At 37.5% G+C, this 24,773-nt stretch carries 17 protein-coding genes and 1 other RNA gene; 5 read left to right on the forward strand and 13 right to left on the reverse strand.

Annotated features, from left to right (window positions below):
• Positions 1–7 precede the first annotated feature (7 nt).
• From BZG02_RS06320 to BZG02_RS06350, 7 genes are all read right to left on the reverse strand, one after another.
• A complete protein-coding gene (locus BZG02_RS06320; RefSeq protein ID WP_101260566.1) occupies positions 8–2,437 on the reverse strand; it encodes an SLBB domain-containing protein in 2,430 nt (809 codons plus the stop codon).
• 309 nt (positions 2,438–2,746) lie between these two features.
• A complete protein-coding gene (locus BZG02_RS06325; RefSeq protein WP_101260567.1) occupies positions 2,747–4,699 on the reverse strand; it encodes a polysaccharide biosynthesis protein in 1,953 nt (650 codons plus the stop codon).
• A gap of 358 nt (positions 4,700–5,057) precedes the next feature.
• Positions 5,058–5,415: RNase P RNA component class A (rnpB, locus tag BZG02_RS06330), an RNA gene on the reverse strand.
• Positions 5,416–5,470: 55 nt separating this feature from the next.
• On the reverse strand, positions 5,471–5,872 hold the full coding sequence (locus tag BZG02_RS06335; RefSeq protein WP_101260568.1) for a four helix bundle protein: 402 nt from the start codon (positions 5,870–5,872) through the stop codon (positions 5,471–5,473).
• A 92-nt stretch (positions 5,873–5,964) separates the two neighbouring features.
• Complete coding sequence (locus BZG02_RS06340) at positions 5,965–7,152, reverse strand: SPOR domain-containing protein (protein WP_101260569.1); 1,188 nt, start codon at positions 7,150–7,152, stop codon at positions 5,965–5,967.
• A gap of 141 nt (positions 7,153–7,293) precedes the next feature.
• Positions 7,294–9,183 (reverse strand): OmpA family protein, encoded by a 1,890-nt coding sequence (locus BZG02_RS06345; protein ID WP_101260570.1) that lies wholly within the window; start codon positions 9,181–9,183, stop codon positions 7,294–7,296.
• Between the two features lie 526 nt (positions 9,184–9,709).
• Entirely contained in the window at positions 9,710–10,945 is a 1,236-nt protein-coding gene (locus tag BZG02_RS06350) for an S-adenosylmethionine:tRNA ribosyltransferase-isomerase (RefSeq protein WP_101260571.1), read from the reverse strand.
• Between the two features lie 162 nt (positions 10,946–11,107).
• Between BZG02_RS06350 and BZG02_RS06355 the strand changes: the two genes are divergently transcribed.
• Positions 11,108–12,133 carry a Smr/MutS family protein gene (locus BZG02_RS06355; protein WP_101260572.1) on the forward strand — a complete coding sequence of 342 codons (1,026 nt, stop codon included), beginning with the start codon at positions 11,108–11,110 and terminating at the stop codon, positions 12,131–12,133.
• Between the two features lie 255 nt (positions 12,134–12,388).
• On the opposite strand, the gene BZG02_RS06360 is transcribed toward BZG02_RS06355, so the two are convergent.
• The 5 genes from BZG02_RS06360 to BZG02_RS06380 form a co-directional block, all read right to left on the reverse strand.
• Entirely contained in the window at positions 12,389–13,372 is a 984-nt protein-coding gene (locus BZG02_RS06360) for an ISAon1 family transposase (RefSeq protein WP_101260573.1), read from the reverse strand.
• Positions 13,353–13,727, reverse strand: a complete 375-nt coding sequence (locus tag BZG02_RS06365) for an ISAon1 family transposase N-terminal region protein (protein WP_101260574.1) — start codon at positions 13,725–13,727, stop codon at positions 13,353–13,355. Before BZG02_RS06365 ends, BZG02_RS06360 begins: the two co-directional genes overlap by 20 nt.
• Positions 13,728–13,897: 170 nt before the next feature.
• Positions 13,898–14,548, reverse strand: coding sequence for a LysE family translocator (locus tag BZG02_RS06370; protein WP_218972164.1), 651 nt, complete (start codon positions 14,546–14,548; stop codon positions 13,898–13,900).
• A 52-nt stretch (positions 14,549–14,600) separates the two neighbouring features.
• Entirely contained in the window at positions 14,601–16,406 is a 1,806-nt protein-coding gene (locus BZG02_RS06375) for a bifunctional lysophospholipid acyltransferase family protein/GNAT family N-acetyltransferase (protein ID WP_101260575.1), read from the reverse strand.
• 269 nt (positions 16,407–16,675) lie between these two features.
• The gene (locus BZG02_RS06380; RefSeq protein WP_101260576.1) at positions 16,676–17,515 is read right to left on the reverse strand and encodes a histidinol-phosphatase HisJ; all 840 of its coding nucleotides are present in this window, start codon (positions 17,513–17,515) and stop codon (positions 16,676–16,678) included.
• A 201-nt stretch (positions 17,516–17,716) separates the two neighbouring features.
• Between BZG02_RS06380 and BZG02_RS06385 the strand changes: the two genes are divergently transcribed.
• Together BZG02_RS06385 and BZG02_RS06390 are read left to right on the forward strand one after the other, a co-directional pair.
• Positions 17,717–19,552: a YgiQ family radical SAM protein gene (locus BZG02_RS06385; RefSeq protein WP_101260577.1), complete on the forward strand. Its 1,836-nt coding sequence runs from the start codon at positions 17,717–17,719 to the stop codon at positions 19,550–19,552.
• A gap of 102 nt (positions 19,553–19,654) precedes the next feature.
• A complete protein-coding gene (locus BZG02_RS06390; protein WP_101260578.1) occupies positions 19,655–20,380 on the forward strand; it encodes a tetratricopeptide repeat protein in 726 nt (241 codons plus the stop codon).
• A 1-nt stretch (position 20,381) separates the two neighbouring features.
• Here the strand turns inward: BZG02_RS06390 and mnmL are convergent, their stop codons facing one another.
• Positions 20,382–21,335: a tRNA modification radical SAM protein MnmL/YtqA gene (gene mnmL / locus BZG02_RS06395; protein ID WP_101260579.1), complete on the reverse strand. Its 954-nt coding sequence runs from the start codon at positions 21,333–21,335 to the stop codon at positions 20,382–20,384.
• Positions 21,336–21,624: 289 nt separating this feature from the next.
• Between mnmL and BZG02_RS06400 the strand changes: the two genes are divergently transcribed.
• A complete protein-coding gene (locus BZG02_RS06400) occupies positions 21,625–23,181 on the forward strand; it encodes a DUF4301 family protein (RefSeq protein WP_101260580.1) in 1,557 nt (518 codons plus the stop codon).
• Positions 23,182–23,330: 149 nt separating this feature from the next.
• Positions 23,331–24,734 (forward strand): tetratricopeptide repeat protein, encoded by a 1,404-nt coding sequence (locus BZG02_RS06405; RefSeq protein WP_101260581.1) that lies wholly within the window; start codon positions 23,331–23,333, stop codon positions 24,732–24,734.
• Positions 24,735–24,773 lie beyond the last annotated feature (39 nt).

Below are 24,773 nucleotides of genomic sequence, written 5' to 3' on the forward strand. Positions count from 1 at the left end.
TTTACGCCTACCTTGTTGCCACCGCAATGGCGGTAATTAATGTTGCAAAGGTAGATGCAATGGCCAACCATTTGCTTGCCTGTCCGGCTTTGTCTACCTCTGGTTTTTCAGGAACAATAATTTCGCACCCCGGTTCCACCTTCGGAAAACGACGACCAAACAGCCCTGATCTGGTTGCCTGAGTAGTCCCATTGGCATACAGCACGTACACCTTTCCCTTTTTGGCCCGTTCGGCAAATCCACCACTTCCGTTCACGTAATCTTTTAACTTTCTTTTTTGCGTAAAAGTATGCGCAACCGGACTTAAAACCGAACCCGACACCATTACGGTCTCCAATTTCGACGGCACTAAAATCTGATCGCCTGCTTTAACCTGTAAATCTTCTACTCCTCCCGGACTACTAAGAATCGTAGTCAAATCAATTCCTACAATCTGATAAACTACCTTTTCGATTTCCTCTTCGGTCATGGTGGTATCCTGAGCAGCAATGGCAACTTTGGCCTGATATTCGGCCTCGCTGAGTTCAATTCTTCTTCGTAAGGAAGCACCTTTGGTATAAGCTTCCGGAGTAATGCCTCCCGCCCGGCGGATGATATCGGATATTTTTTCATCCTTGCGGGTAATTCCAAAATCGCCGGCATATTTTACTTCCCCCTGAATATTTGCCACTCCCTGCGGACGATATCCCGGCGCACGGCGCACGTACACCTTATCGAAAGGTTTCAACAGAAAGGCTTCGCCCTTGGGATCCAGTTTTAAATTTCGATCCAATGAAAATTGGAAAGTATGCAGCAAGGATTTAGTCAGCTCGCTGGTTTCCTTGTAGTCCAATACCCTGCTCACCTCTAAACCGGCCACTTCTGCTTCCTCTTTAAAGCCTCCGGCCTGAAAAATCAGATCGCCGATTCGTAAATTTTCGGCCCAGGCGTAAGTTCCTGCGAACTGCACCTCGCCAACAATCTCGACCGTTCTGGCTTCGCGCATATCGAATATGGAGGAAATCTGCACCCGATCCTCCCGTTGCAGGTCGAAATCAATTGCCCCCTTTACTACCTCGCGCACCGAAAAGGAAATGGCTTTCAGACTCATGTCCTCCATCTTTCGGGTAATCACCCCTCGCTCCATGAATGCCTCTTCCTTTAACCCTTCGGCCTCCTTAATTAATTCGGATAATTTTAGTCCCTCGGTCAGCTCGTAATTTCCCGGGCGATAAACAGCCCCATCAATACTCACCCTGTTTTCGAAACGCTCGGTAAGCATCCCCGCAACCAAGGAGTCGCCATTCAATAATTGCACCTGATCGTATTGAGCTGCAGCAACTCCCTTAAAAGTAAGTGTTCGTGTATTGTTACGATACAATTCCAATCGATGAGTATATGCCTTATCGGTAAAACCACCCGCAAAACGCAAGAGATCTGCTACGCTTTCGTTTTCCTGTGCTTCGAATAAGCCGGTTCGTTTCAACTCGCCACCTACCTTTACCCGTTTGGCATAGGGACGAACCAAAATCACATCCTGATCGCGCAACTGTATGTTGTTTTGTGTTTTTCCATCGATTAAATAGGCATACACATCTATGCTCTGTATGGTTTTCCCATCGCGAATAACATCGATATTTCGGAAAGATCCATTCTCGTTAGGTCCACCAGCCAAATACAAAGCGGTAAATGCCGAGGCGGTAGCAGGCAGGGAATAGCTTCCCGGCAAATTTACTTCCCCAATTACATTTACCTTCACTCCTTTTAAACTACCCAAACTAATACTTACAAAGGTATTGGGACGATCGCCCCCCATGCCGTTGTAGATGGAAAGTAATCTTTGCTTTATTTTCTCTTTCGCTTCCCGAAAAGCAATGCCATAAACAGGCACTGGCCCTACATCAGGAATTAGAATGGCACCGCTCTTCTCCACCATTAACTGATAGTTTTGCTGAGAAGCTCCATAAACCGAGATATTTACCTCATCGCCTATGCCTAAGGAATAGGATTCTGAAACGGGCACATCTACCGCAGGTTCGAAACTTAAATTTTTAGAATTGAAAAAGTGGAAGCCAAAAACCTCCTTATTTTTAGGGGTCGCTTCAAAGACTTCTTTTTCAGAAAGATCAGCTTCGGGATTGACAATCAAATCTTCTTTCTCCTCCGTCTTCTCAATTTTTCCGTTTCGTTTCCCACTCTTGTACTCGTTGATCTTTTTCACCATTTGATCGATCTGCACTTGGGAAGCTCCCCGGGCTCTTGCCAATGCCATAGCTTCCTCCAAACTCATCCCATTTTTCTCCATTTCGGAAATCAACTTTTCAATCTGAGCATCGCTCAAAGCCTCTACATTCACCGCAGCAGGATTGACATTTGTATTTTGAGCCTTCCCTGTTCCTGCAATTAGCAGTGCAAAGAAGCAAAACAAAAACATTTTTTTTACCGACCCAATCATCATTTCAATAACATTTATAGTAGTGTGTCCTTTTTTATCTTTCTCTATATCCGTTTTACGGGGATAAAACCCTATTTTAAGGAGATAAAAGAATAATTTTCGCCCCGCAAAAATAGGCAACGAATATCCAATTCCCTAATTTAACCCCCTTTACTTTCCCTGTTTTTAGAAAGATTGCAGGTAGAAACCAACATAACTTGCAATAATAGCACTTTTCCTTCTTTTTTTGCCTGTCTAATTTTCCAAATAAGAAAAACCGTGCCAAACAAATCTGATACGGTTTTTAGGATCTTCTTTTTTACGACTGTATTCCTAACGCAGCATTTCCTTTATTTCCGTCAGGTCGATCACGCCCAATTTTTCTTTTTTTCGGATGATTTTTGCATCCAACTGCTCGTAAATCGAATTCATGGATTTAAATTCAGGCACCACCGCCTTCATGTGAGCCACAATTTTAAAATTATCGTTCTCCTCGAGCAATTCGTGAAAATGATCAATAAGAACCTCCACCTCTTCCCGTTCGTAGGAACGAACTTTCGCAATCATGATTCTCGGATGTTTGGTAGGCACTGTGTTCTCCTTCACATTCAACAGTTCTTCGTACAGTTTTTCTCCGGGGCGCAAACCGGTAAACTGCACATTCACATCTACCCCTACCTTCAGCCCACTTAATTTGATCATTTTATATGCCAAATCGACAATCTTCACCGATCGGCCCATATCGAATATGAAAATTTTCCCCCCTTTTCCGATAGCTCCGGCTTGCATTACCAGCTGACAAGCTTCGGGAATGGTCATAAAATACCTGGTAATATCGGGATGTGTTACCGTAAGTGGTCCTCCCTTTTGTATTTGTGCTTTAAAGCGTGGAATTACGGAACCATTTGAACCCAATACATTTCCAAACCGGGTAGTAATAAAATGGGTTTGTCCTCCCGGGAAATTCATACTTTGCGTATAAATCTCGGCAATTCGTTTCGATGCCCCCATTACATTGGTAGGATTCACCGCCTTGTCGGTAGAAACCATCACAAAGCGCTCCACTCCATATTCCAAGGATAAGTCTGCAATATTCTTGGTTCCAAACACATTGGTTTTGATCGCCTCCGAAGGGTTGTTCTCCATCATGGGAACGTGCTTGTAAGCTGCGGCATGATACACCAACTGAGGTTTGAACACATCAAACATTTTTCGGGTTCGTTCCAAATCCCTTACATCTCCAATAACAATCTCGAAATTATAAAAATTCAATTCTTCCTTTAAGGAGAGCTCCAGATCGTACAAGGGGGACTCCGCCTGATCGAATAAAATGATACACTTTGGTCGGAAACGAGCTACCTGACGAACCATTTCGCTGCCAATAGAGCCTGCAGCACCAGTCACCAACACTGTTTTACCGCCTACCTGACTATCTATTTCGTCCCAATCGAGTTTGATCGGCTCCCGTTCCAATAAATCTTCAATTTTAATCGCTCTAATTTGCTTTACGCTCAACTCCCCGTTCACCCAACTCTCAAATTTAGGAACCTCCCAAACTTTCACATTTTTATTCAGGCATTTTTCAATGATATCCTGACGTTCATCAACGCTTAAGTCTTTTTTGGCAATAATCACCTTATCAATCTCCTGTTTCTCTAACAATCTCTCCAGATCATGAGGTCCATAAATCCTGATATTTTCTAATTTACTGCCAACTTTTTTGTTGTTATGATCGACAAATCCGACGATTGTACTATTCACTTCTTTTCCACTATCCAAGGCATGTTTTGCCATAATTCCGAACTCATCGCTACCATAAATCAGTATGTTCTCACGAATTTTTGAGTAGGTGATGTAACGAAAGTAAATAGCTTTGAAAATTATGCGGCTACTGGTCATTAAAAAAACCATCGAAATGTATTCGATGATAAGGATAGAAAATGGAATAAAAAAAGCTCCATTCTGAAGATAGTAACTAAATCCGTTTGCTAGTACCAAAATTAGAGATCCTGCAGATATAACAACAAAGATACGTTCGGCATCTTTAGCACTAGTATATCGAACAATTCCCGCATAGGTGCCACCAATCAAAAAGCTCGTGGCTCTCAGTATCAGGACCAAAGGGATAACTAACTTCGCAGAACTCAAATTAACACTTTCGATGTTAAAATTGAAGCGCAATAAATAGGCTGCAGAAATTGATGCAAGTCCAATAAACAAATCAATTAGAAAAACGATCCAACGAGGTGTGTTGTGATCGAAGACACTAATTTTAGATAAATTCATAATTATTGGTTTAATATGTAGTAGTGATATGCGTAATAAATCTAAACCACAAAAATACGTCCTTATTTTTCTAAAAGCAACTGTCATAGTTGCCATTTTTTTATTTTATCCTTTTTTAGGGACTATTCACAAGCAAATATTGTATTTTAATCCACACCTCTGAAAACTATAAGATTACAAAAATTGCAAAGGGTTGCGTCCTCATTTTAAAAAAAATACAAGATTCTTATCCACAAACACTTAATAATCGAAACTAAGCAATCATACCTCCCTGCGTGTTGCTCCTTAAACACTGTTTACTCCCGTGCTAAATAAAAAATAGACCAACTCCTGAGTGTTGGTCTATTACTATTTTTTTTAAAAAGGCAAACCTATAAGCCGGGTCCTGTACTCTCCGAAGAGAATTTCTATCATTTATCTAGAACATTTGTCACCAAATGTCTCGAGCAATCCACCCCCCGAACATCAGCCGAGTCAGCCTACATACGCCGGTATACTTGATCTTGCAACACATAAGGTACACAGCCACCAATGTCGCCACCAGTGCTGGTGAGCTCTTACCTCACCTTTTCACCCTTACTCCGATAAATCGGGGCGGTTCTTTTCTGTTCTACTACTAAAGCCCTTCGACCTTCTTCCCGTTAGGAAGTATGTTACTCTATGTTGCCCGGACTTTCCTCTCCTTTTTACAAAGCAGCGATAGAACGGTTTGCCGGCGCGAAGATAAAGAATTTATCTCAAGCCCCAAAAAACAAACTCCAAAATACCAAATTACGAAGCCCAAGTACACCTTAACAACTTGGAAGTAAGGAATAAAATTATTTTCTTTTGTGATATTTTGTTATAGATCGAGCCAAGTATCTTAATAATTTCCTCTGATTCCTTCTCCTGTTTAGGCCACTCCTCATTTGGTAAGGATATTGCTATAATAATTCTTATCCAATAGTTCGTTTCACGGATTTCTTTTAGAGAGATACCCACTTTATTGGCAAAGTCGGCTTTTGAAACAGCTGCTTGAGCCTCTTCAAAGTTAGCACCAACCGAAGTGGCTGATTTTAAAACTTGGTAAGAAATTACACGATACGCTTTGGAATCAGAGAAATTTCGCACCTCTTTTATGACCCGAATAGAAAAGTCAAATAATCTTTTAAGTAGATCGTATTTAGGAGCCATTTATTCAAACACTTTTAGAGCATAATTACTTTTGAATTCGCTATTGACACCTGAAATTTGACAATTGAGATTTGTTTTTTGTAATTTGGAATTTATAATCTAACAATAAAGGCATCACTATAGCCTTTTTGGCGAACTTCGCGCAATTCGCGGCGACAAACCCAATAATTATCGTAATTTCCATAGAAATAGCGATACAATTCATCCTGAGGATCGTAGGTTTGTGTCAAATCTTTCATAGGAATCCGCTTCGTATTTAATTCTAATTTACTGGCAAATACTTGGATCGTAAAATGAGCAGTAGGACTAAGATTTTCTACTGCAACTTTTGTTTTTTGGGTATCTGGTGTTTTAATCCTTGCTTGAGTAAAGCCCAAATCCTTTAATTTCTGCACTGCTTCCTTAGCCGACTCTTTCGTTTGGTAAGCTCCTATTTCAATAGTATAGAGAGGATTTTCAACTCCTTGAAGTGATCCTAATTCATAGTAGTAATCCACATATTCTTTTCCCCGCATTTTCCGTCCCATATTATAAGAACCTACTGAATTCGAAGCAATTTTCACCTCCCTATTCTTTCTTTCGCTTTCTTTTACTTCTACCAACTCTCCTTTATTAATAACCACCACTTTGGCATTCGGAAAGTCGTCGGCAAGTTCTTCCTGCAAATAATTCTTTGCATCGCCTACGTCTTCAAACCGTCCCAATAAGTAGTAAAACTTGCTATTAATTTCGAACACTTTTACCGAAGCATGAGGAGAGAAACTTTCGGCATTCAGAATTTCCTGACTCTTTTGAAGCAATACCGAATAAAAATAATCGTTCCCAATATTCGTTAGTTTGCTAATAGCAAGTTCCGCATCAGCATTCTTTTTTATCGTTTTACTGGTAATTTTCTGCTTTTTAGTATTATCCTGAACTTTATTTTCTTTGCTTACTACTGCAGCTATCTCTTCGGCCGAAAAATCGTGATTTAAGTCCAAGACTTTTGCATCCGCATATCCAAAAGATTTTATCTCCTCTACACGTTTTTCTGCTTCCCCTTTAGAAGTAGTAATACCAGATATATAATGATATTCACCATTTTTTCCGCTCAATTCGACAACATCGTCTAATTCTTCGAAATAATCAGTATACACTGGATATTTGAATTTCGCAATTTCCACTCCATAGCTTGTACCACCAGCAGTAGAACCAGTAAAATTAATATCGAAAAATGGAGAAAAGGAACCAATTGTTCCTACAGTCAGGAAAAAACAGATTAAAAAGTAGATATTTCTCATAGCAAATGGCAGAAATAGAGTGTCAGATTAATTCTTAAAAATAACAAAAATTAACAGTAGTAAATATAATAAAAACCTTAAGGAATGAAAATAAATATCAAAAAAGCCTGTACTTCTTCCTCCCGCAGCTATATATATAGCTTACAATACAAAAATTAACTCAATTCTTCGGTTCTCCTGATGTTGCTCTTCGGAACATTCTTCCTCTGCAGTACAAGCATTTAAAACAAAGGCCTCCCCCCACGCACCTACCTCTATTGCTGACACTTCCACTCCTTTACTTACCAAATACTGTTTGGCTTTTTCTGCCTTTTGCAAGGAAATATCCAGGTTCTTTTCCGAAGAACCTTTAGCATCGGTATGTGCATTTATCTTAATGCCTAATTCTGGAAATTCTTTCCAAAATCGAGACAAACGATCCATTATTTTTTGGGCCACCTCACTAAAATCAGCCTCATTTTTCTCGAAATAGATATTTTGAAAGCTAATTTTTTGGCGCGGATAAGCAATTGGCAACAGCTCGGATGCAAAAGAAAATTTTGGAAGCTTATTTATGGGATCCAATTTTACCTCCACCCTCTTTTTTTGTGTAGAAGGATAGTATTCCACTACTCGATCCTCATATCCTGATTTTTTAAGATGAATCTCATACAATATTCCTTGATCCAATACGGAAACCGGCAGTTGGAAAGAAAACCCGCCGTCGGTCATTCCTTTATCTTCCACCGAAATACTTTCTTTATCGAGAGCTTTTAAAACGCTACAATGTACATTCGTAATTAATTCATTGGTGCTTGCATCTTTAACGAATAGTTGAATGCGCTCCTGCGCCTCTTTTTTTATCCAATAGATTTTATCCCGCAAACCATTATCTTCCCGATCGGAAACCAATAGCTGCACGCCAACTTCTGGCACATCCTGAATTGCATAATCCGAAAAAGCAGAATTAAACGGTTCTCCCGGATTAATCGCCGGAGTCCAAGTTCCATCCTCATTTTTGGAGGTGAAAAACAGGTCCAACTCTCCATAACCTCCTCGACCATCGGACGAAAACCACAGTTGCTCATCAGACAACATTCGAGGATAAATCTCGTTTTTTGCTGTATTTACTCTTTTCCCCAAATTTTGAGGCTCCGTCCATTTATCCCCTTCTTTTTTACTAACATACAAATCCATTCCTCCATATCCACCTTCCTTGTCGGAAGAAAAATACATGGTTTCTCCATCCGAAGACAAAAATGGATAACAACAGGAGTATTTCCGACTGCAAAAAGCCAGACTTTCTTTCGATTTCCACTCTCCCTTTTCCTTTTCCGCTATAGCAATCTCCATTTGCTGCTTTCCTCTTCGATAAAACCAACGTGTGTAGTACATCACATTTCCATCGGGAGCAATACAAATTGCACCTATATCTGTTTTAGGCTCCAATTTAGCGGCAAAAGCTTGTGGCGAACTAAATACTAATTTTTCATGGGTGGCAACTTGTAATTTGTAATTTTTAGCCGACTTCAATTTTCCAGTACCGGTTTCTGAATAAACAATTTCTTCGGGCGACAAAAAGATGCCCAGGCACTTTCCTTTCGGCTGCAGCTCAATCGGATTCATTTGCAATTGTTGATTCGTACTTCGAAACTCCATCCATTTACGAACAGTCGCCAATTGAACTTGAACTTCATTTGGATCAGCTCCCAGTTCACCTGCTCTTTCTGCAAATAAAACAGCGGCCGCAAAATTATCATTTGCAAGTTGCATTTGCGAAAGCTGGAGTAAATCGGCAGCTATTTTCTCCTTTTCCTGAATGCTATTATAAAACCTTTCGGATGCTTCGTAATTCCCCAATACAAAATAGCAAGCGGCTATCTTTCGCGCGACTGAAGCACTTTTATCTTTACTGTTTTTAAACTGAACAATTGCCTCCTGATAATCTCCCTTAAGTAGTGCTTTATCTCCTTTTTTTTCAGATTTTGATTGACCGAAAATAGCAGCTGGAAGCAACAACAATAGAACAAATACTTTTAGCTTATAAATCATTTCCAGATGTTTTTAGAATAAACATAAACTAAAAATAAGGGTTTTGAGAACAATAACAAACAATGATTTATAAATTCTTAAACATTTCGTGCAAACGATACGATCCTGTTTCAAAAAAAAACATTTTCACCTTCGCCGATTGGTAAGCTCTCCTTTTGTCCCGCGGCAACAATCGCTTCACTCCTTTGCCTGGGACTATCAGGATTGGAGCCCTACGAATTCAGTAATTGTATTTGTAAGCTGGATTTTGCCATTTTGGGTTTTTCTACTGGATACTATGCCTTTGATCTTTGGTACTTGATAATCGAACGCTGTACCATTCCAACGAAAATCAAATTTGTATCCCAAACAAAATTGTTACCTGTGTCAGCACTTACCAAACGCATACCTGCCCAGGGTGGCATTAGAGTCCTAGAGGCTTAAGAATTCTAATTGAACGTTGAGTTTTGTAACTTGATACCCGATACTTGCTACTTATAATTTATCCTTTGTCCCCTACACTTTCTCCAATTTTTTTTGAGTCATTTTATTCCTTCATTAATAAAGAACTATCGCCATAGCTCAAAAAGCGGAAATCATTATTCAGAGCGTATTCATATATCTTTTTCCAATTGTCACCAACGAGTGCCGAAATTAGCAGAAGTAATGTACTTTGTGGCTGATGAAAATTGGTTACCAAACCCGAAATAACTTTAAAATCGTAACCCGGAGCAATAATAATTTGGGTAGCCGCATTAAACAAGTTTAGATCCCTGGCTTCCATATACTTATCAATTGCTTGATAAGCCTCCTGTCGGGTAGGTTTGGAGGATAGCTGATAAGCTTCCCACTGCTTTAACAAATGTGGATTTTCCTTTTGGCTGAGAATCTTAACTCCCATCCAATAAAGGCTCTCCAGACTTCGCACCGAAGTAGTCCCTACGGCAACAATTTGGCCACTAATCTGCATCATATTCTGAATACTTTCACGAGTTACCTGAATATGCTCTGTATGCATTTCATGATCGCCAATTTTTTCCGATTTTACCGGTTTAAAGGTTCCTGCACCAACATGCAAGGTTAATTCTTCCCGTTGAATATTTTTTGCCTTTAAACGTGCAAATACAGCTTCGGTGAAATGCAAGCCAGCAGTTGGCGCTGCCACCGATCCTTCCAATTTAGAATAAACAGTTTGGTAGCGAACTAAATCGACTGCTTCGGTATCGCGATTTAAATACGGAGGAATAGGAATTTTACCGGTCTGCTCCAAAACCTCACTAAAACTAAGACTTGGATGATTCCACGAAAAAAGAATCTCCTGTGCTCCTTCCAACACCTCCTGCTTCTCTGCGGTTAAAAAATATTCCTTCTCCTCCACATAAAAAGGCATTTTTAATATGCCAGACTTCCACTTACGTGCATTCCCTACAATACATTTCCAGGAAGAAGAATCACAAGCCTGAAAAGCCAAAGCATAATCTGCCGGACGTAAAGGTTCCAGACAGAATATTTCGATTCTGGCTCCAGTCTCCTTATGAAATATCAATCGCGCCTGAATCACCTTGGTATTATTAAACACCATACTGCTTCCCTCCATTATTTCCGAAGGTAAATTTTCAAATAGCGATTCAGAAATCTTTCCCTTTTTATAAATCAGAAGTTTTGACAAATCCCTATTTTGTAAAGGATGTTTGGCAATTCTATGATCGGGCAGATCGTAGGTGAAATCGGAAATTTGAATTTGTTTCGCGTCCAAACTATTTGTATTGATATTACAATCCATCTATTTCTTAATTAATCCAGCTTTATTCCTAATAAAAAAGGTGCTTTACCTTTTGGTCGGCAAAAATAGCTAACTTTGTCGGGAATAGAAAACCTGTTGACTCTTTTAGATTTTTGAATTAAAATAGAATCCTAAAACAGCCAACATAAACCAGATAATCCGATGCAAATAAACATAGGAGATAAAGTCCGATTTTTAAATGAAACAGGCGGTGGTGTTGTTACCCGAATTATAGATGCTAAAACGGTAATGGTTTTAAATGACGAAGATGAATTTGAAATTCCAAGTTTAAAAAGCAATTTAGTAGTGATTGAATCTGTAAACACAGGAACATCCCCACAATCAAAACAAAGTAATCCTGCGAGCTCCAGCTCCTCTTTCACTCCAACAAAACAATCTCTTTTTGTTGAAAAAGAGGAAGTTTACGTGGCTTTTGCGCCAAAAGAAAACGCAACACAATCGGAAAGTCCATTAGAGCTTTACCTAATTAACGATACGCCACAAATTCTTTTGTACAGTTTCTGTGATGAAAAAGGAAATGGACGAGAAGGCGTAACTGCAGGAACGCTCGATCCCAAATCGAAAATTCTTTTGTCGGAATACGAAATGAAAGATTTAAATGAATTGAATTCCTGTCATTTTCAAATCATTTTCTATCAGCAAGGAAGCTGTAATCCGAAACATCCTTTGGATAGAAGCCTTAAAATTCAGGCTGTAAAATTTTATAAGTCATCAAGTTATAAGGAAACCGCTTACTTTCATCAGAATGTAGTTCTTTATAAGCTTACCGGTGAAAATTTAGAGCAAAAATTAGATGAATTAAGCAATAACGATTTCCAACAGGCAATTCGCGAGAAGGAAACTTCCGAAAAGCCAAGCTCTTCGGTGAAAAATAACAATTCCGACAATTTAATTGAAATAGATCTACACATCAATGCTTTAATCGACTCGGTTACAGGTTTATCAAACGCTGACATCCTTGATTTTCAGATGAATAAATTTCATGAGGTATTGCGTCAAAATCAATATGAAAAAGGCAAGAAAATTGTATTTATTCACGGCATTGGTAATGGCACACTAAAACAGCGTGTTCATAGTGAGCTTAAAAGAAAATACAGAAAACATTATTCTCAAGATGCTTCTTTTAAAGAATATGGATGGGGTGCCACCATGGTTACCATTCGATAAAAACACCAAAGTATAGAAGCGTCTAAAGGTAAATAAATAGCAGAGTATGGACAGTCGAAAAGTTTAAATTCCGGAAAGCAAAGGGACTTGTTCATTCTTGAATCCCTGAACTTTTTTCTATGTTTAAAGAGATTAAGAAATCAGGTATTGGTGAGAATGCAATAGCAAGGACGCAATTTTATTGCGTCTTTTTTTTGCATTACTGGATACAAAATCAGTATGGATCAATTCAAATATCAGGTGGAGTAATTTTTTCTATGCATATATTTTGGCTACTCTAAAAAGAAAGAAGTTTATCTCTCTCACACCTCTAAGTGATGCCCTGAATGCTTTCAGTTTAGCATTGAAAGATTCAGCAGAAGCATTTGTACTTCGATTTTCAAAGTAGTTTAAAATACCTTGGTAATGATTCTGGATTGTGTTTTTAATGCTTGTGAAGGCTTTAAATCCAGACTCTTCAACCTTTCTAAACCAATGAGCTAATTTTGTATAAGCAATACCTTTTTCTTTGGTTTGAGTGAATATCAACCTCAGATTATGCGTTAATATGTATGCTTCTTGTATATCAGGATATTGAGCAAATAAGATTTCTGCACGTTTTTTCTGACTTTTGGTCCAATTGTTTGCAGATTTAAAAAGTAAATACCTGCTTCTTGCTAAAAGCTGTTTTTTAGAATCCCCATTATCAAATACGACTGGCTGATATTTCTCTTCCTTGTAATTTGCTTCTCTTATCGCCTTGGATTCTTCATTTAAAGCATCCCAGCGATGAGCTATCCGCATTTCCTGTAAACCCTCATAAGCTAATTTCTGAACATGAAAGCGATCAATAACCCTGCTTGCCATTGGAAAGCTTTTTTGTACGATTTTATTCATGCTTCCTGCCATGTCCAGAGTTACTTCTTCTACTATACTTCTAAGGCTCTTTGGAATTTTTTTTAAGATGGATATGATATTTTCGGATCGAGTTCCTTGAATCATGGCAACCAGTGCTCCTTTTTGACCTTTTGCTGCTTTATTGGTGATTATTGTATAAAGCTCTCCATTGGTTAAGGCGGTTTCATCAATACTCAGGTTAGGACCAATGTTTTCAGGAAAAATCATCCACTTGTGAGCATGAGATTTCTGATCCCACTGAGTAAAATCACTTAAGTGTTCCTTGTATTGCTGGGAAAATTGATTCCCATCGATATGGTAATGTTTTTCAAGGCTTTTACTGCTAATCGGGTATTTGTCCAAATAATTCTTTTAAAAAAGAAGCGAACCCTTTTGTATATCGAGCTCCCTTTGCAATCAAATCCCAATCTCTACTTACAATCTGACCCGTAGAACATACCAGCCACTTTCTTTTGCGAACATGCAGGTAAACCATTCGTTCCCGAATCGGGTAATCTTGAATCACAACTGCTGACTGAAAGCCTTTTGAAGTCAGCTTCTCCGTTGAAAATTCTTCCGGAAATTGATGTAATTCATCTAGATGGACATCCAATCTCTTTTCATCAATAATAACTTGTGTGATCTCAAAATAGGAAAATATCTCTTCTGGTAAAATGGCTTGAAGTAGTAACTTGTAATGATCTTTATTTGAATCCATGCTATAAAATTAAGATTGCAAATATTCATTTATTTTTATTCTCCACCAACTTTTCGAATTGATCCATCAGTATTATCCTATTTATTGAAAGAAATTAGACACAACAATACCATCTAAATAAAGTGGTAAATATTCCATAAAAAACTCAGCAGCAACTGATATTCTATCGGTTAAGCGTGAAGAAATGATTTGATTGGCTCAAAACAAGCCAGAAAGGCAAGAAATCCAAGTGCAGCAATAACAATTCCTGAAATTTTATTGATCCAAAACAACTGTTTTAATCGGAATTTTTTGCGAAAAATATTAATAATGGTGGACAAGGTATACCACCACAATGCTCCGCCTAATAAAACCCCTAGTATTAAAAACAATTCAATTCGAAGTGTTGGATTACTTCCAAAAATAGACGTTCCAGCAAAGACTGCCACAAAAACAAAAACTGCTATAGGATTTGAAGCCGTAAGGAAGAAAATAGAAATAAAATCGCCTAACATTCCCTTCTTACCGGGTTTTCGTGCGCCTCTTATTTGCTTTATCGGATTTGTAAAAAAAATTCGCAGACCAACATAAACCAGAAAAATACTACCAACCAATTGAAGATAAAACTCTTGCGTTCGAATAAAGCTAAGCACCATTCCTAATCCAAAAGCCGCAACGGTAGCATAAAACATATCTGCAACAGCAGCCCCCATCCCTGAAATAAATCCAGCCAATCGCCCTTTTTGAATGGTTTTTTGAATAATTAACACTCCTATTGGACCTAATGGAATGGAAACCATTAAACCTACAACTATTCCTTTAAATAAATATTGAAAATCCAACTAATAATCTTTTTCAGTGAACAAAATTGCCTGCAAAGTTCGAAAAATATCGCTAAAACTTGACATCCTCAGACGAAAATCTTTTCATAATCGTATCGTCATTAAACTCCTTCGACAAGGATTCGATTACTTTGATAGGCACATCAAATAAATCAACAACGATTAATCCATCCAAACAATCATTAAAGTTCGGATCGATATTAAAGCCTACTATTTTGGCATTCAACGATATATATTTTTTTAGCAAAACGGGCAATTTGTCATTTGTTATCTCGAAATCACCAATTAGCTTATCTAATTTATTAATATCATTCTTCGCCATTTCCAATAAAATATCCACATCCAGATCTTTTATTTTCACCTTGAACTTCTTTCTCGATTTAATGTACTGTCCTAAATCATAATTAAAATAATTCCGCATTATAAATTTAATGATCAAATCTTTCGACAAATCAGAATACTTATTACTTATACTTACCGGTCCTATTAAATAACGAGATTGAGGATTCTTCAACAAGAAATATAAAATCCCTTTCCAAAGTAAAAAAAGAGGCATAGGCTTTCTTTGATACTCCTTCACAATAAAAGAGCGTCCCAATTCCAACGACTCATGCAGAATAGGCTGAAACTTTTTACTCATCCGGAACAAGCTTTGCAGATAAAATCCTTTCAAACCATAATTGGAAAGAATTTCATTCCCCTTGCCTACCCGATAAGCTCCCACAATTTTATTTTCGTCTTCATCCCAAATAAAAAGCTGATGGTAGTACAAATCGTACTCATCCACATCAATTCCCATATTTGTTCCTTCGCCTACTTCCCGAAATGTAATCTCACGCAATCGCCCAATCTCGTTTAAAATATTGGGCAATTTGGAGGAAGGAGCACAATACACCACAAAGTTTCCGCTCTTAAAAAGCATATATTCCTGAGCCAAACCTTCCACTTCTCCTTGAATAATAACTGGATCTACTGCGGGAATTATCTCTTCTACTTTAGCAACGGTTTCTTTACGTTTGAACTGATAAAACTTTTTCACCTCTATGGGAGTACCTAACATATAAGTCTTTGCCCGCAAAAAACGACCGTATTGATTAATATCTGTAAATCCTTTCTGATCATTTACAGAAATAGGATTCCCAATACGAATACGAACCGTCTTGTTCTTTTTATTTAGTAATTCCGAAGGCAATTTTACGGTTCGCAATGTAGGATGTATCATCCCCAATAAATGGAAAATTAAACTATTGCTTCCCTGAAAATAGACCGGAATAACCGGCACTTCGGCTTTCTTAATAAACTTAAGAATAGATGGTTGCCATTGTTTATCAGTAATATTATTGGTATGCGATTGATAGGACGACACCTCTCCCGCAGGAAATATCCCTAACGGAAAACCATCACTTAAATGACGAAGGCCCTCTTTGATTCCTCCTGTACTTGAAGCCACACCCTTTCTTTCTTCGAAAGGATTTACGCCCAAAAAGTAATCTTTTATTGGTTCAATTTTTTTCAGCAGGAAATTAGCCATTGCCTTAAATTCTGGCCGCACCATACAAATCAGCTTAATCAAAATTAAACCATCAATACCACCAAATGGGTGGTTTGATATTGTAATAAACGGCCCTTCTTTCGGTATTCGTTTTAATTCTTCCTCGTCAAAATCAAATTTAATTCCTAAATCATCCAACAAGGCATCAATAAAATCAATCCCCTCCTTGCCACAATTTGCAGAATACAAATCATTCAATTTATTCAATCGAAGAATATACATCAACAACTTGGCAAAACTTTCCCCGCCAAACCAGCTCAAATTCTCGCTAGCTTTTAATAAATCTTTTGCATCAACCAGCTTCATATGTAAATACGTTCTATTAAGGTTGTCCCGAAACCTATCGGGAGTGACAAACTAAACCAATTGCTATCTTTAAAAGCAGTAAAAATGATTTAGCATCTATTTATAGTTTCTTTATTTTCAAAATATTACCAAATTAAAAAAGTCTTGCAGATTACAAATCCATCTATCAAAATAAAGCTTGCAGACTTTTTTTAACTGGATAAAAATAGTATTATTTATCAATACTCTAGTCCATTAATCAATTAAAAAAACGTAATGATTACTGGTAATTATAAAGCCTGATCCAGCCAAGTACCGCCACTAAAAACACGAACATACTCAAACCCAATCTCTTTGAGCAAGGTCTTAGCTTCCTCAAATCCCGAAACCAATTCGTCTGCATGATGAGCGTCGGAACTAATGGTAACCGGAATCCCATTCTGTTTACATGCTTGAAGAAAATAGGCATCTGGAAAAAAAGAATCCGATTTGTTCTTGTAAATCCCTCGGGTATTCACTTCAACGATACAACCCGAATGCTTAACTACTTTAATCGTACGATCCAATAAATCAACATACCACTTGTCCTGTTCCGAAAAAAAACGGCCTTTATTATTCATTTTCACTTTATCGATATGTCCAATGATATCCGGATTTTGGGTTTCAATCATTTCAATTACCTGATTGTAATAGGCACTTACCGCTTTTTGTACATCGCCATCAAATAAAACTTCGATACCATGAACATAATTGGTGTCTGGACCATCGAGAAACCAAAATTCGGAAGCAGACTTTGCTTTCACCAAATGAACCGAGCCAATTGTGTAATCCAAACCAAGCTCCTTACTTAGCATATCGAAAGGCTTCGTCAATTGTGGGATATAATCGATCTCCAGAGACAAATAAATTTGTATTTGAGACTGATACTTTTGTTTCAATGCCTCTATCTCCTCCTTATATTCCTTTAATCTGTATAAAGGCATGCTCCATGGCTCATTTTGCGCTAAAGGTGCATGAGAAGAAAATCCAATTGCACTTAAACCAAGCTCAATAGCTCTCAACACTAATTCTTCCGCGCTACTTTTACCATCACAAAAAGTAGTATGGGTATGATAAGAAAAATAATTCATTCGTAGATTTTAATCCTGCAAAGATACGGCAAGACAACATTACCACAAAGCTATTTCTCAACAAACGCCGATTGTTAAGCCATACTTTACGCACAAAACATACATTATTTTACAGAAAGTGTAAATAATTATTCCTTTCGATGAAAATGCTTCTTTAAAATCTTTATAAATAATACTATCTTTGCAGTAATTATAAGCGATATGACTGAGAACAACAAATTACACATAGATAGTTGGCTTCCTACATCAGCTAAGGAAGTAAAAGAAAGAGGTTGGGACGAACTGGATGTTATCCTTTTTAGTGGCGATGCGTATATTGATCATCCATCATTTGGAGCTTCGGTGATTGGCAGAGTTCTGGAAAATGAAGGACTACGGGTTGCCATTGTTCCACAACCAAACTGGCGCGATGACTTGCGTGATTTCAAAAAACTAGGACAACCAAAATTATTTTTTGGAGTCACAGCTGGTAATATGGATTCAATGGTGAATCACTATACTGCCAACAGAAGATTAAGACACGATGATGCATATACTCCCGAAGGAAGACATGGACAAAGGCCAGATCGTCCGACGATTGTATATTCGCAAATTCTAAAAAAATTATATCCCGATACGCCTATCGTAATCGGAGGCATTGAGGCTTCGTTGCGAAGAGTAACCCATTACGACTATTGGGCTAATGAGCTTAAGCCAAGCATACTCTGCGAAAGCAGTGCCGATTTATTGGTTTATGGAATGGGCGAAAAACCTTTAAAGGAAATTGTTCGTCTAACCAGAAAAGGGGTTCCTTTTTATTCGTTAACCAATATTCCTCAAACATCGTTTTTGGTTGCAAAAGACGAAGCTTACCCAACCAAAAAGCAATGGCAGGATCAGGAACTATACTCGCATGAAGATTGCCTGAGCGACAAGAAAAAATTTGCAAGTAACTTTCGATACATCGAGATGGAATCGAATGCCATGATGGCAAAAAAACTCACTCAGAATTATAAAGATCAAAGTATTATTGTGAATCCTCCTTATCCGGTAATGAATGAAAAGGAAATGGATGAGGTTTACGATTTGCCTTATACCCGATTGCCACACCCTCGCTATAAAGAGAAAAGGATTCCTGCTTTCGACATGATTAAATTCTCTGTAAATATGCACCGAGGATGTTTTGGTGGTTGCTCTTTTTGTACGATATCTGCTCACCAAGGAAAATTTATTGCCAACCGATCTGAGAAATCGATCCTAAAAGAGGTAGAAAACATCACAAAAATGCCTGATTTTAAAGGCTATCTTTCCGATTTGGGAGGTCCTTCAGCCAATATGTATCAAATGAAGGGGATTTTTGAATCCATCTGTAAAACATGTCGAAGACCTTCGTGTATTCATCCGGATATTTGTCCCAACCTAAACACGAATCACCAGCCAATGCTGGATATTTACAAAAAAGTAGATCAGGTTCCTGGCGTAAAAAAATCATTCGTTGGGAGTGGCATTCGTTACGATCTTATTCTGCACCAAACAAAAGATGAGAAAGTGAATAAATCCAATCGGGAATATGCCACCGAATTAATTAAAAATCATGTGTCGGGAAGATTAAAAGTTGCCCCAGAGCATACTTCCGATGACGTTTTAAATATGATGCGCAAACCATCTTTTGATTTATTTTACAAGCTTAAAGCTTTATTCGATGATATTAATAAAAAGGAAGGATTAAATCAACAGCTGATTCCTTACTTTATATCCAGTCATCCAGGAAGTCAGCCAACAGATATGGCCGACCTTGCGGTAAAAACAAAAGAACTGGATTTTAAATTGGAGCAGGTTCAGGATTTTACTCCAACACCTATGACCGTTGCTACGGTAATTTATTATTCCGGCTATCATCCATACACTTTAAAAAAGGTATTTACCGCGAAAAGTGAAAAGGAAAAACTATCGCAACGCAAATTCTTATTCTGGTATAAGAAAGAGTATCGGGAAGCGATAAAAACAGAACTAATAAAAATGGGTAAAAAAGACATGTTAACCAAGCTTTTTAAATAGTTGAGAAAAGCGAAACATATTTCCATAACAATAAGAGGGGGTTTCAAAACCTCTTCTTATTAATTTTACGTATATTAGAGCCACTAACTCTTACTACTTTACATGAATAAATTTAACATACCAGCTCCCCTTCTATTATTACTTATCGTTTTCGCCTTCACTACATTTGGATGCAGTCAATCTAGCGAATACAAAGCAAATGAGAATGCCATTGAATTAATGGAAGAACAGGAATACACCAAAGCAATTCAAGAACTTTCCACTATTATTGACGGAGATAAGAACTATCTTCCGGCTTATTACAACAGAGCTATTTGTTACTCTTACCTCAATCAAAATAAAGCGGCATTAAATGATTTGAATTTTGTTATTTCGAAACAAGAATATGAAGAAGAGGCTTATTTAAACAGAGCTATTCTATTTGAAAATCAGAAAGACTACAAAGCTGCAATTAAAGATTATACACATATTATTACCTTAAATCCGAAAAATATTAGAGCCCTCCATTTTCGTGGCATTTGTAAATATTACAGTAAAGATTATACCGGAGCTTTGGCTGACTATAATTTAGCCATTCAGTATGGACTAAATTCATCGGGAGTATTCTACAATAAAGCAGTTGCTTTGGATTGTTTGGAACAATTTGCCAATGCGATAAAATACTACGGCAAAGCAATTCATATTGATAAAAATTTGGAGCGAGCTTATTTTGCTCGTGGAGTAGCCAATTTAAAAAATGGCAATAAAGAAGCTGCAATTGCAGACATCAAACAATCCGAAAAATTAGGCTTTAAAAAAGCAGCTGAAGCACTTCAAGAAATCGGCTAGCCTAAGGAATTTTCTTAAAAAACTTCCCTTGCCATGCATCCCTTTCTACTAGTTTCTTATCGAGCTTAGCAACAAATTCAAAATTTTTGATTCCCCATTTTGGTGCTATCAACCAACCTTTTGGTGCCTGATTAATAAATCGTTCCAAGCTTACTTCCGGGTTAATTCTCTCAATTACATCCACTACAAAGTCCAAATATTCTTCCATTTCGAACAAGTGAAACTTTTCCGGATTTACTTCATATTCTTTCGCCATTGTGGTATGGTTAAGAATTTGTAACTGATGCATCTTAAGGGTATCAATCGGTAAATTTGATAAGCTTATGGCATGTTCCAACATCATTTGCGGAGTATCGCATGGAAGACCATTCACTAAATGGGCTCCAATATGTATTCCCCGCCCCGAAGTTCTTATTATCGTTTTTTCTGCCTCCTGATAGGTGTGCCCACGATTAATAGCTTTCAAAGCATCATTATTCAAAGATTCTACTCCATACTCCATACTGATGTAATAATCTTTTGCCAGGCCTTCCAAATAAACTAAAAGAGCATCGGAAACACAATCGGGTCGAGTACCAATCACCAAACCAACCACTTTTTCGTGCGACAATGCCTCCTCGTAGATTCGTTTTAAATGATCAAGCGTACCATAGGTGTTCGAATAAGCTTGAAAATAAGCCAAATAACGTTGCGCTTTGTATTTGGCATTAAAGAAATCGATCCCCAGAGCTATTTGCTCGGTAACCGTTTTTTTGGGACTGCAATAAGCAGGATTAAAACTATTATTATTACAATAAGTGCATCCACCTACTCCTTTAGTCCCATCCCGATTGGGACAAGTAAACCCTGCATCAATGGATATTTTTTGTATTCGTTCGGAGAACCTTCTTTTAAATAAACTTGGAAAATCGTTATACCTTTTATTATTCCCCCACTGAAATTGCTTGTCCGTCATACCATTCCTATATTTTACGCAAAAATACAAAAGAAATCCATTGAAATAAATGGAATACGACTAAAAGGAATCCATCAAGATAAATTAGCGATAAAAAGAATGTATTTCGAAGCCATTCCTCCAACAGTTTATCCCAATCAAACTCCTCATTTTTTATGCTGAAATTCTATTTTTCTACTTGAAAACTGCAAAGCATTGCATAAGTATTTTTTTTATTTAATAGAATCAGCGTTTCATTTATTGAAACTATTCTTTATATTGCCTAGGACACTTTATTAAAATTTTAAACATGTTTTCAAAACAAGACCAATCTCAATTCAAGGCCAAAGCCATTGATATTAAAACCATTGAAGAACAGCTAAACAACTTCACTACTGGTTTTCCTAAAATGAAATTGAAGAAGCCTGCCACAATTGATGACGGAATATTGCAAATTAGTGAAGATGAACAGGAAATTTATCATGAGGTGTTTACTGCTCATGTAAAAAGCCTTTCCTTACTAAAATTTGTTCCTGCGTCGGGTGCTGCAACTCGAATGTTTAAATCACTTTACGATTTTCTAAACACCTATCAGGACACTGAAGACGAATACCTAAAATTCCTTTGCACCAAAGGTCCGGAAACCATGTATAACTTCTTCGAAAGAATAGACGATTTTGCGTTCTATGGAGATCTCCGAAATGTTGTTTCGGAAAATAATATGGATTTGGAAAAAATGATTGATAAAAATCAATTCAAGCAAATTTTGGCCATGCTGCTAACGCGAAAAGGGCTTAACTATGCAAGTCTTCCAAAAGGATTATTAAAATTTCACAGGTACAAACATTTTTCCAGAACAGCTTTTGAAGAACATTTGGTTGAAACGCTGAATTACGCAAAAAACAGTAAAGGAGATGCGCAAATTCACCTTACTGTATCGGAAGATCACAAAACTCTTTTTGAGGATCGTTTAGAAAAAACCAAGGATACTTTTGAGGAAAAATATGAGGGCAAGCTAAATGTTACTTACTCGGTTCAAAAATCATCCACCGATACTATTGCTGTTGATATGAACAACGAGCCCTTCCGGAACGAAGATGGAACCATTCTATTTCGTCCGGGCGGACATGGTGCTTTAATTGCAAATTTAAACGAGCTAAATGCCGATATCGTATTTATTAAAAATATTGATAACGTTGTTCCTGATCGTTTGAAAGAAATCACTTATCGATTTAAGAAAGTATTAGCTGGTATTCTGTTGGAACGCCAATCGTTTATTTTCGATTATTTAAAAGTGCTTGAAGAAGATAAAGATATTGCGCAGGAAACTCTGAACGAAATGCTTGCCTTTTTAGAAGAAAAACTTTGTACCAAAGCTCCTGCAAGTCTTAAAATTGATGATCCTGAGAAATTAAAGAAATACCTATTCTCTAAATTCAACCGTCCTATTCGTGTCTGCGGAATGGTTAAGAATGAAGGCGAACCTGGTGGTGGCCCATTCTGGTCAAGAAATTCAGATGGATCCGTATCTCTTCAAATTGTGGAAGGATCGCAAATTGACAAACAAGACGTTCGACAAACAAATATTCTGGAACGATCGACTCATTTCAACCCTGTAGATTTGGTTTGTGGGATTAAAGATTTTAAAGGAAATAAATTCGATCTGCATACATTTGTGGATAAACAAACCGGTTTTATCTCCCAAAAATCGCATAATGGCAACGATCTAAAAGCAATGGAATTGCCAGGATTGTGGAATGGTGCCATGTCTGATTGGAATTCTGTCTTTGTTGAAGTTCCAATTGTTACTTTTAATCCTGTAAAAACAGTATTTGACTTACTAAGAATTGAACATCGCAATTTATAATTAACAACGGCCTCTTGCAAGAGGCCGTTTATTTTAGGCAATATCCTGTTAAAGAAGAAATACGGATTCCCTTTTGTTGATATCTTACACCTTGAATATTTTAAAATTAATCCTATTTTTGCAGTGCAATAATCATTTTAATTTGTTAGATGATAGAGAATACAGAAAACTATCTTGATGATGATGCGCTTACTTTGGTAAGCCGGTTCGAGGAAATGATTAAAGCTGAGACGCTTTACTATTTCGATGTACATGAATTTGAAAGCATCATCGATCACTATATTGAGAAGAGCAATCTTTTAGAAGCCGTAAAAGTTTCTAACATTGCTAATCGGCAACACCCGGGAGCTATTTCTCTTCAAATTAAAAAAGCTCAGATCCTAGTAGATCGCGAGCAACACCTTGAAGCACTTTCCATTTTAAAGAACATACAAGGAATAGAAGCTTCGAACAAGGAAATACTCCTATTGAAGGGAAATATTTACAACAGCTTAGGGAAATTTAAGCTTGCGAAAAAACAATTCGACAAAGCCTTAAACCTTAGTTACGAGAATCGTGAAGATTTACTTTTCAGGATTGCGTTGGCTTTCGAGCAACTAAGTCAGTTCGACCTTGCTATTGATTATTTGGAAGAAGCTCTGGAATTAGACGAAGAAGATTCGGAAGTTCTTTTTGAATTGGGCTATTGCTACGAGAAAATTGGAGAGGATGAGGAAAGCATTCTATTTTATGAGCGTTTTTTGGAGCTAAACCCATTTTCGGACAATGCATGGTACAATCTGGGAATTATTTTTAACCGCATGGGCAGTTTCGAGAAAGCGGTTGAAGCTTATGAATATACCCTAGCGGTAAATAATCAACATAGCAAAGCATACTTTAACAAAGCCAATGCTTTAGCGAATCAGGGACTTTTCGAAGATGCAATTAAATGCTATACCGAATACCTGGATTTCGACGATGATCATGCTTCCACCTATTCGTATATTGGCGAATGCTTCGAGAAAATGGACGAATACGAACAAGCTTTAATCAATTACGAAACAGCTATTAAAACGGATGAGAATTTAGCAGATCCATGGTTTGGAATGGGACTAATCCTCATGTATCAGGATAAAATTGATGAGTGTTTGGTTTATCTTGAAAAAGCAAAAAGCCTGGATGATTCAAATTCTGATTATTGGTTTGCCTTAGGATCGGCTTATGCAAGAGCCAACTCGCCCCAAAAAGCAGTTCAGGCTTTTCGAGAAGCTATCGATTTGGACCCTTTTGATACTACTTATCCGATTACTTTGGCTGAATACTATCATCAAAATGAAAATGAGGAAACCGCTATTGATGTTTTGTTGGAGAGTCTTGCTCAAACTCCAAACTGTCCACAATTACTAAGTAATTTAGCTGCTTACTATGCAATTATTGGTGATATAAGTACGTCTGAACATTATATCAGACAGGCAATTGATATTGATTCAGAAAATATTAACGACATCTTCATTCAATTTCCAGAACTGAAGAAAAATAAAAACTTCACCAAACTAATTAAAGCAAATCAATAATTGCTTGTAAAACCAGTGAAGAAGCCTCAACAAAATTAT

The sequence above is a fragment of the Labilibaculum filiforme genome, assembly GCF_002843315.1.
In the GTDB taxonomy this organism is placed as follows: domain Bacteria; phylum Bacteroidota; class Bacteroidia; order Bacteroidales; family Marinifilaceae; genus Labilibaculum; species Labilibaculum filiforme.

What these genes read in the sequence shown, in the direction of transcription:
- BZG02_RS06320 (WP_101260566.1), bottom strand. Translation starts at nt 2,437, where the DNA reads ATGATGATTGGGTCGGTAAAAAAAATGTTTTTGTTTTGCTTCTTTGCA.
- BZG02_RS06325 (WP_101260567.1), bottom strand. Translation starts at nt 4,699, where the DNA reads ATGAATTTATCTAAAATTAGTGTCTTCGATCACAACACACCTCGTTGG.
- BZG02_RS06335 (WP_101260568.1), bottom strand. Translation starts at nt 5,872, where the DNA reads ATGGCTCCTAAATACGATCTACTTAAAAGATTATTTGACTTTTCTATT.
- BZG02_RS06340 (WP_101260569.1), bottom strand. Translation starts at nt 7,152, where the DNA reads ATGAGAAATATCTACTTTTTAATCTGTTTTTTCCTGACTGTAGGAACA.
- BZG02_RS06345 (WP_101260570.1), bottom strand. Translation starts at nt 9,183, where the DNA reads ATGATTTATAAGCTAAAAGTATTTGTTCTATTGTTGTTGCTTCCAGCT.
- BZG02_RS06350 (WP_101260571.1), bottom strand. Translation starts at nt 10,945, where the DNA reads ATGGATTGTAATATCAATACAAATAGTTTGGACGCGAAACAAATTCAA.
- BZG02_RS06355 (WP_101260572.1), top strand. Translation starts at nt 11,108, where the DNA reads ATGCAAATAAACATAGGAGATAAAGTCCGATTTTTAAATGAAACAGGC.
- BZG02_RS06365 (WP_101260574.1), bottom strand. Translation starts at nt 13,727, where the DNA reads ATGGATTCAAATAAAGATCATTACAAGTTACTACTTCAAGCCATTTTA.
- BZG02_RS06375 (WP_101260575.1), bottom strand. Translation starts at nt 16,406, where the DNA reads ATGAAGCTGGTTGATGCAAAAGATTTATTAAAAGCTAGCGAGAATTTG.
- BZG02_RS06380 (WP_101260576.1), bottom strand. Translation starts at nt 17,515, where the DNA reads ATGAATTATTTTTCTTATCATACCCATACTACTTTTTGTGATGGTAAA.
- BZG02_RS06385 (WP_101260577.1), top strand. Translation starts at nt 17,717, where the DNA reads ATGACTGAGAACAACAAATTACACATAGATAGTTGGCTTCCTACATCA.
- BZG02_RS06390 (WP_101260578.1), top strand. Translation starts at nt 19,655, where the DNA reads ATGAATAAATTTAACATACCAGCTCCCCTTCTATTATTACTTATCGTT.
- mnmL (WP_101260579.1), bottom strand. Translation starts at nt 21,335, where the DNA reads ATGACGGACAAGCAATTTCAGTGGGGGAATAATAAAAGGTATAACGAT.
- BZG02_RS06400 (WP_101260580.1), top strand. Translation starts at nt 21,625, where the DNA reads ATGTTTTCAAAACAAGACCAATCTCAATTCAAGGCCAAAGCCATTGAT.
- BZG02_RS06405 (WP_101260581.1), top strand. Translation starts at nt 23,331, where the DNA reads ATGATAGAGAATACAGAAAACTATCTTGATGATGATGCGCTTACTTTG.